This window comes from uncultured Methylibium sp. (assembly GCF_902826655.1).
Lineage (GTDB): Bacteria > Pseudomonadota > Gammaproteobacteria > Burkholderiales > Burkholderiaceae_C > Methylibium.
In genome coordinates, this window is the sequence record NZ_CADEFR010000084.1 from 1 (window position 1) to 11723 (window position 11723).

At 69.0% G+C, this 11723-nt stretch carries 11 protein-coding genes and 1 pseudogene; 5 read left to right on the forward strand and 7 right to left on the reverse strand.

The genetic code is table 11. The features are described 5' to 3' along the window. Positions 1-79 precede the first annotated feature (79 nt). Positions 80-1765, reverse strand: coding sequence for a dihydroxy-acid dehydratase (gene ilvD / locus QZV97_RS19090; RefSeq protein ID WP_295646454.1), 1686 nt, complete (start codon positions 1763-1765; stop codon positions 80-82). Between the two features lie 128 nt (positions 1766-1893). Between ilvD and lgt the strand changes: the two genes are divergently transcribed. Next, positions 1894-2688, forward strand: a complete 795-nt coding sequence (gene lgt / locus QZV97_RS19095; protein WP_295646458.1) for a prolipoprotein diacylglyceryl transferase — start codon at positions 1894-1896, stop codon at positions 2686-2688. 169 nt (positions 2689-2857) lie between these two features. On the opposite strand, the gene QZV97_RS19100 is transcribed toward lgt, so the two are convergent. The 5 genes from QZV97_RS19100 to QZV97_RS19120 all read right to left on the reverse strand — a co-directional run bounded on the left by QZV97_RS19100 (position 2858) and on the right by QZV97_RS19120 (position 7006). Beyond that, a complete protein-coding gene (locus QZV97_RS19100; RefSeq protein ID WP_295646463.1) occupies positions 2858-3658 on the reverse strand; it encodes an ABC transporter ATP-binding protein in 801 nt (266 codons plus the stop codon). A gap of 13 nt (positions 3659-3671) precedes the next feature. Beyond that, positions 3672-4577: a nitrate ABC transporter permease gene (gene ntrB / locus QZV97_RS19105; protein WP_295646466.1), complete on the reverse strand. Its 906-nt coding sequence runs from the start codon at positions 4575-4577 to the stop codon at positions 3672-3674. Between the two features lie 13 nt (positions 4578-4590). Continuing rightward, positions 4591-5844: a CmpA/NrtA family ABC transporter substrate-binding protein gene (locus tag QZV97_RS19110; protein ID WP_295646469.1), complete on the reverse strand. Its 1254-nt coding sequence runs from the start codon at positions 5842-5844 to the stop codon at positions 4591-4593. A gap of 163 nt (positions 5845-6007) precedes the next feature. After that, on the reverse strand, positions 6008-6640 hold the full coding sequence (locus QZV97_RS19115; RefSeq protein WP_295646472.1) for an ANTAR domain-containing protein: 633 nt from the start codon (positions 6638-6640) through the stop codon (positions 6008-6010). A gap of 84 nt (positions 6641-6724) precedes the next feature. Next, a complete protein-coding gene (locus tag QZV97_RS19120; protein ID WP_295646475.1) occupies positions 6725-7006 on the reverse strand; it encodes a hypothetical protein in 282 nt (93 codons plus the stop codon). A 187-nt stretch (positions 7007-7193) separates the two neighbouring features. Between QZV97_RS19120 and tsaD the strand changes: the two genes are divergently transcribed. Continuing rightward, positions 7194-8237 carry a tRNA (adenosine(37)-N6)-threonylcarbamoyltransferase complex transferase subunit TsaD gene (tsaD, locus tag QZV97_RS19125; protein ID WP_295646478.1) on the forward strand — a complete coding sequence of 348 codons (1044 nt, stop codon included), beginning with the start codon at positions 7194-7196 and terminating at the stop codon, positions 8235-8237. Positions 8238-8330: 93 nt separating this feature from the next. On the opposite strand, the gene QZV97_RS19130 is transcribed toward tsaD, so the two are convergent. After that, positions 8331-8783, reverse strand: coding sequence for an Hsp20/alpha crystallin family protein (locus tag QZV97_RS19130; protein WP_295646480.1), 453 nt, complete (start codon positions 8781-8783; stop codon positions 8331-8333). Between the two features lie 31 nt (positions 8784-8814). On the opposite strand from QZV97_RS19130, the gene QZV97_RS19135 reads away from it, so the two are divergent. The 3 genes and pseudogenes from QZV97_RS19135 to QZV97_RS19145 form a co-directional block, all read left to right on the forward strand. Next, positions 8815-10038 (forward strand): pyridoxal phosphate-dependent aminotransferase, encoded by a 1224-nt coding sequence (locus QZV97_RS19135; protein ID WP_295646483.1) that lies wholly within the window; start codon positions 8815-8817, stop codon positions 10036-10038. A gap of 142 nt (positions 10039-10180) precedes the next feature. Beyond that, on the forward strand, positions 10181-10450 hold the full coding sequence (gene rpsO / locus QZV97_RS19140) for a 30S ribosomal protein S15 (RefSeq protein ID WP_295646486.1): 270 nt from the start codon (positions 10181-10183) through the stop codon (positions 10448-10450). 212 nt (positions 10451-10662) lie between these two features. After that, positions 10663-11723: pseudogene (locus QZV97_RS19145) on the forward strand (polyribonucleotide nucleotidyltransferase); the annotation flags it as partial.

An 11723-nucleotide genomic window follows, 5' to 3' on the forward strand; every position in this document is an offset into this window, starting at 1 on the left:
CCAGCTTCCCAAATCAGGAACGGATGAACAACCTATCGGAACGTCACAGCTAGCGCAGGCCGGGCCGGTAGCGCCGGACCTAGGGCTCGAAGCGATCGAGCACGGCGCCGCTGCTGGCGCTCGAGGCGTTCTTGGCGAACTTGGCCAGCACCCCGCGCGTGTAGCGCGGCGCCGGGGCCTTCCAGGCCGCGCGACGCTTCGCCAGTTCGTCGTCGCCCACGTTGAGCTGCAACTTCAGGCTGCGTGCGTCGATGGTGATGGAGTCACCCTCCTGGACCAGCGCGATGTTGCCGCCGGCGGCCGCCTCGGGTGCGACATGGCCGACCACCATGCCCCAGGTGCCACCCGAGAACCGGCCGTCGGTCACCAGGCCGACGCTTTCGCCGAGGCCCTGGCCGATCAGCGCCCCGGTCGGGGCCAGCATCTCCGGCATGCCGGGGCCGCCCATCGGGCCCAGGTAGCGCAGCACCATCACGTCGCCGGCCTTGATCTTCTTGGCCATGATCGCGGCCAGCGCCGACTGCTCGTCGTCGAAGACGCGCGCGGGGCCGGTGATCGCCGGGTTCTTCAGGCCCGTGATTTTGGCGACGGCGCCCTGGGGCGAAAGGTTGCCCTTCAGGATGGCGAGGTGCCCGTGGTCATACATCGGCCGGTCGATCGGCCGGATCACGTCCTGGTCGGCACGCGGCGCATCGGGCACGTCCGCCAGGTTCTCGGCCACGGTCTTGCCGGTGATCGTCAGGCAGTCGCCGTGCAGCAGGCCGGCCTTCAGCAGGGTCTTCATCACCTGCGGGATGCCGCCGGCGCGATGCAGGTCCACGGCGAGGTAGCGGCCGCTGGGCTTCAGGTCGCACAGCACCGGCACCTTCTGGCGCACGCGCTCGAAGTCGTCGATCGTCCACTCGACCTCGGCCGCGTGCGCGATCGCCAGGAAGTGCAGCACCGCATTGGTCGAGCCGCCCGTGGCCATGATCACCGCGACGGCGTTCTCGATGCTCTTGCGCGTGACGATGTCGCGCGGCTTCAGGTCGGCCTTGACCGCCTCGACGAGCACCCGCGCCGCTTCGCGCGTGTGCGCGACGATCGGATCCTCGACGTTGGCCATCGTGCTGGCGAAAGGCAGGCTCATGCCGAGCGCCTCGAAGGCCGAACTCATGGTGTTGGCGGTGTACATGCCGCCGCAGGAGCCGCTGCCCGGGATGGCGCGGCGCTCGATCTGGCAGAAGTCCTCTTCGCTCATGTTGCCGGCGGTGAACTGGCCGACGGCCTCGAAGACGCTGACGATGTTCAGGTCCTGGCCCTTGTAGTGGCCGGGCAGGATGGTGCCGCCGTAGACGTAGATCGCCGGCACGTTGGCGCGCAGCATGCCCATCATGCCGCCGGGCATGTTCTTGTCGCAGCCGCCGATGACCAGCACGCCGTCCATCCACTGGCCGCCGACGCAGGTCTCGACGCAGTCGGCGATGACCTCGCGCGACACCAGGCTGTACTTCATGCCCTCGGTGCCCATCGCCATGCCGTCGCTGATGGTCGGCGTGCCGAAGATCTGCGGGTTGGCGCCGGCGGCCTTGAGGCCGTCGACCGCCGCATCAGCCAGGCGCTGCAGGCCCGAATTGCACGGTGTGATCGTGGAGTGCCCGTTCGCGACGCCGATCATCGGCTTCTTGAAGTCGGCCTCCTGGTAGCCCATCGCGTAGTACATCGAGCGGTTGGGGGCGCGGGCGACGCCTTCGGTGATGTTCTTGGAGCGGCGGTTGGAACTCATGGCGGGGTCCTGGGAACGGAAGGGGGCAGGGGCGAGGCCGCATTCTCACGCAGCGGCGCCGCGACGGCCGCGTCGCCCGCTGCGCTATCGTTCCGCTCCCCCGCCGCCCGTGTCACCGCGCCGTTCCCATGCTGACCCATCCGCAGTTCGACCCCGTCGCGATCCAGCTCGGCCCGATCGCGATCCACTGGTACGGCCTGACCTACCTCGTCGCGTTCGGGCTCTTCCTGTGGCTGGCCTCGCTGCGGGTGCAGCACAGCCCTTTCCGCGAGTCCGGCTGGACGCGACGCGACGTCGAGGACCTGCTGTTCTACGGCGTGCTGGGCGTGATCATCGGCGGCCGGATCGGCTACGTCCTGTTCTACAAGCCGGGCTACTACGCGTCGCACCCGCTCGAGGTCTTCGAGGTCTGGAAGGGCGGCATGGCCTTCCACGGGGGCCTGCTGGGCGTGCTGGTCGCGATGGCCGTGTTTGCGCGGATGCGCGGGCGCCGGTGGCTGGAGGTCACCGACCTGATCGCGCCCTGCGTCCCCACCGGCCTGGCCAGCGGGCGCATCGGCAACTTCATCAACGGCGAGCTCTGGGGCCGCGCCGCCGATCCCTCGCTGCCCTGGGCGATGGTCTTCCCGCAGTCCGGCACGGACCTGCCGCGCCATCCGTCGCCGCTGTACCAGTTCGGGCTCGAGGGCCTGCTGCTGTTCGTGCTGCTGTGGCTGTACGCACGCAAGCCGCGCGCGCTGGGGCAGGTCTCGGCCGCCTTCCTGGTCGGCTACGGCGTGTTCCGTTTCATCGCCGAGTACTTCCGCGAGCCCGACGGGTTCCTGGGTCTGCTGGCGCTGGGGATGAGCATGGGCCAGTGGCTGTGCCTGCCGATGATCGCCGCCGGTGCGGCGCTGTGGCTGTGGGCCGGCCGTCGCCGCTGAGCGGTCCGGTGCGCCGACGCACCGTCGCAGGGCGATCCTCAAAGAAAACCGCCCGGCCGGAAGGCCAGGCGGGGGACAAAGGGCGGATGCCCTGCTGAGGAGACAGCGACTGCGCCGCCACCGGCGCCGTCGCGGAATCTGTACGCAACCGGCGTGCCAGGGGCCGCGCTCAGGCGGCCTCGCGCTCCACGTGGCCGTGCCGCGTGTAGAGGAAATCGAGCACCTGCTTGCGGTAGTGGACGTAAGCCGTGTCCTCGGCCAGTTCGATGCGGTCGCGCGGTCGCGCCAGGTCGACCTCGAGGATCTCGCCGATGGTTGCGGCCGGGCCGTTGGTCATCATCACGATGCGGTCGGACAGCAGCACCGCCTCGTCGACGTCGTGCGTGACCATCACGACGGTGCTCTTCGTGCGCGCGACGATCTTCAGCAGTTCGTCCTGCAGCCGGGCGCGGGTCAGTGCGTCGAGCGCGCCGAAGGGCTCGTCCATCAACAGCACCTTGGGCTCCATCGCCAGGGCGCGGGCGATGCCGACGCGCTGCTTCATGCCGCCGGAGATCTCGTGCGGCCGCTTGGTCAGCGCGTGCGTCATGCCGACCAGACCCAGCGCCGCCTCGGTCCGCTCCCTCAGTTGCGCCTTGCCCTCCCTGGCGCCGAACACGCGCTCGACGCCCAGGTGCACGTTCTCGAAGCAGGTCAGCCAGGGCAGCAGCGAGTGGTTCTGGAACACGACCGCGCGCTCCGGCCCCGGCGCCGCGATCTCGCGGCCGTCGCAGATCAGCGCGCCCGAGGTGGGCAGCAGCAGGCCGGCGATCAGGTTCAGCAAGGTCGACTTGCCGCAGCCCGAGTGGCCGATCAGCGTGACGAACTCGCCGCGCTGGACCTGCAGGTTGATCTCGCGCAGCGCGTGGAAGCGGCCCTTGCGCGTGGTGAACACCATCTCGGCGTTCTGGACTTCGATGAAGCTTGCCATGCCGTGGCCCCCGTCAGTCGTCGTAGGAGAAGCGACGCGCCACCAGCATCAGCGTCTGCTCGAGCAGCAGGCCGACGATGCCGATCACGAAGATCGCGATCAGGATGTGCGCCACGTTGAGGTTGTTCCATTCGTCCCACACCCAGAAGCCGATGCCGACGCCGCCGGTCAGCATCTCGGCCGCGACGATCACCAGCCAGGCCGTCCCCACCGACAGGCGCACGCCGGTCAGCATGTAGGGCAGCACGGCAGGGAAGAGGATGCGCGTGATGATCTTCCACTCGCTGAGGTTGAGCACGCGCGCGACGTTCAGGTAGTCCTGCGGCACGCGCTGCACGCCGACGGCGGTGTTGACGACCATGGGCCAGATCGAGCAGATGAAGATGGTCCAGATCGCCGCCGGGTTGGCCGACTTGAAGACCAGCAGCCCGATCGGCAGCCAGGCCAGCGGCGAGACCGGCCGCAGCAGGCTGATCAGCGGCGCCGCCATGTGGTGCATCACCGCGAAGCGCCCGATCAGGAAGCCGGCCGGGATACCGACCAGCGCCGCGAGGCCGAAGCCCAGCGCCACCCGCTCCAGCGAGAACAGGATGTTCCAGCCGATGCCCTGGTCGTTGGGGCCGTTGCTGTAGAACGGATCGCTGAACAGCGCGACCGCGGCCTGCCACACGGCCCAGGGCGTCGGGAAGCTGCCGCCCTTCATCGTCAGCAGGCCCCAGACCGCGACGAGCAGCGAGGTGCCGACGATCGGTGGCAGGACGCGCCAGGCGAGTCCGGACCAGTCGAAGGGTTCGCGGGGCTGCCGCTTTGGCATCGCGCTGGCGACCGCCGGGACGACCGGCGGCTTGGCGCCGGCGCGAGTCGGCTCGGCGGCCGGCGGCGTCGCGGCGCCGGGGTTGTGGAACACGGCACTGACCATGGTGACCTCCTGCTCAGACCTTGACCTTGAAGCCGTCGGCGTAGGCCTGCGGGTTCTTGCCGTCCCAGATCACGCCGTCGATGAGCTTGCTGCTGCGCATCACGTCCTTGGGCACCGAGACCTTCATCGCCGAGGCGACCTCCTTGTAGAGATCGACCTGGTTGATCTGCTTCGCGACGCCGAGGTAGTCGGGGTGGTCCTTGATCAGGCCCCAGCGCTTGTGCTGGGTCAGGAACCACATGCCGTCCGACAGGTAGGGGAAGTTGACCGCGCCGTCGTTGAAGAACTTCATGTGGTGCGGGTCGTCCCAGGTCTTGCCCAGGCCGTTCTGGTAGCGCCCCAGGATGCGCTGGTTGATCGCGTCCACCGAGGTGTTGACGTAGGACTTCTCGGCCACCGTCTCGGCCATCTTCAGCTTGTTGGAAAGGCTGGCGTCGATCCATCGACCGGCCTCGATGATGGCCATCATCACGGCACGGGTCGTGTTCGGGTACTTCTTGACGAACTCCGCGGTCGTCCCCAGCGTCTTCTCTGGGTGGTCCTTCCAGATGTCCTGGGTCGTGACTGCCGTGATCCCGATGCCGTCCATGATCGCGCGATGGCCCCAGGGCTCGCCGACGCAGAAGCCATCCATGTTGCCGACGCGCATGTTGGCCACCATCTGCGGCGGCGGCACCGTGATGGCCTTGGCGTCCTTGAACGGGTTGATGCCGTAGGCCGCCAGCCAGTAGTAGATCCACATCGCATGGGTGCCGGTCGGGAAGGTCTGTGCGAAGGTGTAGTCGCGCTTGTCCGCGGCCATCACCTTGGCCAGCGAAGCACCGTCGACCGCGCCCTTGTCCGCCAGCTTCTTCGACAGCGTGATGGCCTGCCCGTTGTTGTTCAGGGTCATCAGCACCGCCATGTCCTTCTTCGGGCCGGCGATGCCTAGGTGCACCCCGTAGACAAGGCCGTACAGGACGTGGGCCATGTCGAGCTCGCCGTTGACCAGCTTGTCGCGCACGCCGGCCCACGACGCCTCCTTGGTCGGGATGATCTTGACGCCGTACTTCTTGTCGATGCCCAGCACGGAAGCCATCACGACCGAGGCGCAGTCGGTCAGCGGGATGAAGCCGATCCGCACCTCTTCCTTCTCGGGCTTGTCCGAGCCGGCCGCCCAGACGGCGGATTGCAGGCCCGGCACGGCACCGGCCGCTGCGGCCGCAGCGGCGGCCTTCATGACAGTGCGGCGCCCCAGGCGGGCGGCGAGCAGGGCTTCGTTCGACATGGCATCGGATCTCCGTTCAGCAGGCAAAAAAAAGGCGTCTGCACCCACGCGCAGCGAGCGCGGGTGGAGACGCCATCGTCCGGGGGCGCGGCCTCATGGCTGCACCGTCGAGGGGATCGCCGTTGATCCCTGCCGCGGTGCAGCAATCGGCGTGCCAGGGCCCTCAGGCCAGCATGTCGGCGATGTCGATCAGGCGCTGCGCGACGTCGGCGATCCGCAGCCCGCGGTCCATCGCGGTCTTGCGCAGGCGGGCGTAGGCCTCGTCCTCGCTGAGCCCCTGGCGCGTCATCAGCAGCCCCTTGGCGCGGTCGATCAGCTTGCGGTCGCTGAGCTGGGTGCGCGCATCGGCCAGTTCAGCGCGCAGGCTTTCTTCGTGCCGGAAGCGTGCCATCGCGACGTCGAGCACCGGTTTGATGCGCTCGGGCGCCAGGCCGGCCACCACGTAGGCGGTGACGCCGGCGGCGATCGCGGCGCCGACATGGCTGGTGTCGGCGTCGTCGGTGAACAGCACGATCGGGCGGCGCTCGTCGCGCGTGGACATGACCACGTGCTCCAGCGTGTCGCGCGCCTCGCTCTGCGCGTCGACGATGATCATGTCGGGCTGGATCTGCGAGATCCGGTCCGGCAGGAAGGCATCGATCGGCAGCACCGCGACGATGTTGTAGCCGTTGGCCAGCAGGCCGATCCGCAGGCTGCGCGACCGGGCCGCTTCGACGACCGCGTCCGTATCGTCCGCCGTCGGCGTGAGCGATTCCGGTGCAACGATGACGATGCGGAGAGCCTGTGACGCGACCATGTCGCGCACGGTGCAAGGAGCGCGCCAGCCGGACGGAAAAAAGCCCGCTCGAGGCGGGCTTCGTCGCGACGGCGGGTCAATGCCTCAGGGGCGTCCCTCGGCGGCAAAGGTGCGGCGCAGCCAGGCCAGCGGCATCAGGCTGTCGAACAGCGAGTCCCGGTTGGCGTGTTCGCGTTCGACGAGCAGCGAGCGCTCGGTCAGCGTGTCGAGGAACTGCACGACGGCGTTGCGCGTCAGGCCGCTGGCGCGCATGAGCTGCCGGACCGAGACGAAGCGTTGCGACATCTGGTGCAGCATGCGCCGGTAGGCGGTGCGATGGAAGGCCGCAGGCAGATCGGGCCAAGCGGCCAGCTTGTACTGTTTCATGATCCCGGACGACTCCGAACGCGGGTTGAGCCCACTGTGATCGCAGCGTACCGACCCGCCATGACAATCGGAAGTCGGGTCCGGCGGCAATTCGTGCGTTTCGCCACAGCGGCCTTGTGACCAATTGAAAATGCCGGTCGGCGTGTCGCGACCGCGACTCCGCAGGCCCGCTCACTACACTGCCGCCATGCTGATCCTGGGTTTCGAGTCCTCGTGCGACGAGACCGGCGTCGCGCTCGTCGATGCCGCAGGCGACGCCGTGCCGCGCCTGCTGTCGCACGCGCTGCACAGCCAGGTCGCGATGCACGCCGACTACGGCGGCGTGGTGCCGGAACTGGCCTCGCGCGACCACATCCGCCGGGTGCTGCCGCTGACGCGCCAGGTGCTGGCCGAGGCCGGGCGCGAACTCGACGAGGTCGATGTCGTGGCCTACACGCGCGGGCCGGGACTGGCTGGCGCCTTGCTGGTCGGCAGTGCGGTCGCGTGCGCGCTGGCTGCGGCACTCGGCAAGCCGGCGCTGGGCGTCCATCATCTCGAGGGCCACCTGCTGTCGCCCTTCCTGTCGGCCGACCCGCCGAGCTTTCCCTTCGTGGCGCTGCTGGTCTCGGGCGGGCACACGCAGCTGATGCGCGTCGGCGGCGTCGGCGACTACGAATTGCTCGGCGAGACCATCGACGACGCGGCCGGCGAAGCCTTCGACAAGTCGGCCAAGCTGCTGGGGCTGGGCTACCCGGGCGGGCCGGCGCTGTCGCGGCTGGCCGAGTTCGGCGATGCGCGGGCCTTTGCGCTGCCGCGTCCGCTGCTGCACAGCGGGGATCTCGACTTCTCGTTCGCCGGCCTCAAGACCGCGGTCCGAACCCAGGCACTCAAGTTCGGCAGCAGCCCTTGCGATCAGGCCCGGGCCGACCTCGCGGCAGCGACACAGGCCGCGATCGTCGAGGTGCTGGTGAAGAAGTCGCTTGCGGCGGTCGAGCGCAGCGGGCTCGACCGGCTGGTGGTGGCCGGGGGTGTCGGTGCGAACCGCCTGCTGCGCCAGCAGCTCGATGCGGCTTGCCGCAAGCGAGCCGTGCGCGTGCACTATCCCGAACTGGCCTTGTGCACCGACAACGGCGCGATGATCGCGCTCGCCGCGGCGATGCGGCTGCAGGCGGGCCGCGCCGCCGCGCGCAGCGACGGCGCCTTCGACGTGCAGCCGCGCTGGCCGCTGGCCGAGATCGACCAGGCGGCCTGAGCGGCGGACAGCGCCGCAGCGCCGGGCCGCCCCAAGCGAGCCGCTACCCTCGCGGAGGGTCGCTCGATGTGCCCGGCGAGCGGCGTGCCGTCATCAGCCGACGGACAGCTGCGTCGCGGGCTTCTGCTTCTTGACCAGCGTCAGGTTCAGCACGCCGTTCTCGAGCCTGGCCTGCGAGGCCGCCTCATCGATCTCGACCGGCAGCGTGAAGCTGCGGGCGAAGGCCGTTGCACTGCGCTCGCGCACCAGCACCCGCTCGCCATCGGCGGCCGGGCTCTCGGCGCGCGCGGCAGCCTCGACGGCGACGCGCTTGCCATCGATCGTGACCTTGACGTCTTCCTTGGCGATGCCCGGCAGGTCGACCTGCACGCTGTAGCTCTGCTCGGTCTCCCGCAGGTCCACCGCGGGCAGTCGGGTGGCATCGGTGTCGGTGAAGGCGCGCAGGGCGGTGTCCTCGAACAGCCGGTCGAACGCGCGGCTCAGATCGCGGGCGTGGCCGTTGTAGGCGTGATGGCGGGCGGTGCGGGCAAGGGGCATGACGAACATGGCGAACTCCTAGAATCCGTGGGAGGCAGCGATGACTGCCCATGCCGCCGAGTTGAGAGCGGCTTTTTTCTTTTCAAGACCTTCCGCACCGACGGAGCCTTCGATGCGTGACCTGATCCGGCAACTGCCTGCCTCCAAGATCCGCGAAGTGGCCAACGCCGGCATCGGCCGCGAGGGCGTGCTGGCGTTCTGGTTCGGCGAAGGCGACGAGGCCACGCCGGGCTTCATCCGCGACGCGGCCGTGGCTTCGCTGGCGCGGGGCGAGACCTTCTACGCCCACAACCTGGGCCTGCCGGAGCTGCGCGAGGCGGTGGCCGGCTACGTCGGCCGCCTGCATCCGCCGGTCACGGCCGGCCGCATTGCCATCACCTCGTCGGGCGTCAGCGCGCTGATGGTGGCGATGCAGGCCCTGGCCGGTGCGGGCGACGAGGTGGCGGTGGTGGTGCCGGTCTGGCCCAACCTGACGGCGCAGCCGGCCATCCTGGGGGCCGAGGTCAGGCGCGTCGCGTTGCGCCCGCAGGGCGGGGCCTGGCGGCTCGATCTCGACGAGCTGATGGACGCGGTCACGGCGCGCACGCGGGTGCTGGTCGTCAACGCCCCCAACAACCCGACCGGCTGGACGCTGACCCGAGACGAGCAGGTCGCGATCCTGGCCCATTGCCGCAGGACCGGCACCTGGATCGTCGCCGACGAGGTCTACGAGCGGCTGTACTTCGACGCGGATGGAGGCTCGGCGCCGTCCTTCCTGGACGTCTGCGAGCCGGAGGACCGGGTCGTGGTCGCGCACAGCTTCTCGAAGAGCTTCCTGATGACCGGCTGGCGCCTCGGTTGGCTGGTCGTTCCGGAGAGCCTGCTGGAGGCAGTCGGCAAGTTGATCGAGTTCAACACCTCGTGCGCGCCGGTGTTCGTGCAACGCGCCGGGCTGGCTGCGCTGGCGGGAGCAGATGGCTTCGTGCCGGGGCTCGTCGACCACCTGCGACGCTGCCGCGATACGCTGCTGCCGGCCTTGCAGGCCCTGCCTGGGGTGGAGGTGGCCGTGCCGCGGGGCGGGATGTATGCCTTCTTCCGCGTGGCCGGGCAGACCGACTCCCTCGCTTATGCCAAGCGCCTGGTCACCGACCATGGGCTCGGCCTGGCGCCGGGGGCCGCTTTCGGCGCCGAGGCCGAGGGCTGGCTGCGCTGGTGCTTCGCTTCGAGCGATCCCGCCCGGCTGGGGCAGGGGGTGGAGCGCCTGCGCAGCGCCCTGCGGCTATAATGCTGGCTGTCGTTTCGGGTCCGCCGAGGCGACAACAAGCACGGCATGGGTCGGTTTCACCCGTGACCGCAAGTGGAAACCGGAACCGCGGCACGTCCTTCCTGCGACTGCAACGGTTCCACTGCAACCAGGAAACAAGCAAATGGCCGTGGCCGACCTCAACATCGCCGACATCGTCAAGGCGAATTCCCGCAGCGCAGCCGACACCGGCTCGCCCGAAGTGCAAGTGGCGATCCTCACCGCCCGCATCAACGACCTGACCCCGCATTTCAAGACCCACGCCAAGGACCACCATGGCCGCCGCGGTCTGCTGAAGATGGTGAGCCGCCGCCGCAAGCTGCTCGACTATCTGAAGGCCAAGGATGCCGACCGCTACACCGCGCTGATCCAGAAGCTGGGTCTGCGCAAGTAAGCCGAACAGATGACGAAGAGCCTGACTGGACCCTCCAGCGCAGGCTCTTCGCGTTTTGGAGCCAAGCACGACCGAGCGCCGATGTGTCATTCCATCGTGGTTGAGGCCGCAGCCTCGATGGAATGGCATCCCGCTCCAGTGCCGATGCTCCAGGTGACAGGCGCCACCTTTCGCGCCGGGTTCTCGAGACGAGAACGAACCAGGAGACACGCATGAGCATGTTCAACAAGATCAGCAAGACCTTCCAGTGGGGCCAGCACAAGGTCACGCTCGAGACCGGTGAAGTCGCCCGCCAGTCGGGCGGCGCGGTCGTCGTCGACATGGACGGCACCGTGGTGCTGGCCACCGTGGTCGCGGCCAAGAACCCGAAGCCGGGCCAGGACTTCTTTCCGCTCACCGTCGACTACATCGAGAAGACCTACGCCGCCGGCAAGATCCCCGGCAGCTTCTTCAAGCGCGAAGGCCGCCCGAGCGAGCTCGAGACGCTGACCAGCCGCCTGATCGACCGCCCGCTGCGCCCGCTGTTTCCCGAAGGCTTCTACAACGAGGTGCAGGTCGTCGTGCACGTGCTGTCGCTGAACCCGGAAGCCTCGGCCGACATCGCCGCGCTGATCGGTAGCTCGGCGGCGCTGGCGATCAGCGGCATCCCGTTCAACGGCCCGATCGGCGCCGCGCGCGTCGGCTACATCAACGGCGAGTACGTGCTGAACCCGGGCCCGTCGCAACTGGCCGAGAGCAAGCTCGACCTGATCGTCGCCGGCACCGAAGCGGCCGTGCTGATGGTCGAGTCGGAAGCCGACCAGCTGCCGGAAGACATCATGCTGGGCGGCGTGGTGTTCGGCCACGAGCAGGGCAATGTCGCGATCCGCGTGATCAACGAACTGGTGCGCGAGGCCGGCAAGCCCGAGTGGCAGTGGAGCGCCCCGGCCAAGGACGAGGCCTTCATCGCGAAGGTCAACGAGCTGGGCGAGGCCAATCTGCGTGCCGCCTACCAGATCCGCTCGAAGCAGGACCGCACGCAAGCCACCCGCGCCGCCTATGCCGAAGTGCTGGCCGCGCTGGCCGAAGGCGGTGCCGCGGTCGACAAGGTCAAGGTCGAGAACCTGCTGTTCGACATCGAGGCCAAGATCGTCCGCAGCCAGATCCTGGCCGGCGAGCCGCGCATCGATGGCCGCGACACCCGCACCGTGCGCCCGATCGAGATCCGCTCCAGCGTGCTGCCGCGCACCCACGGCTCGGCGCTGTTCACGCGCGGCGAGACGCAGGCGCTGGT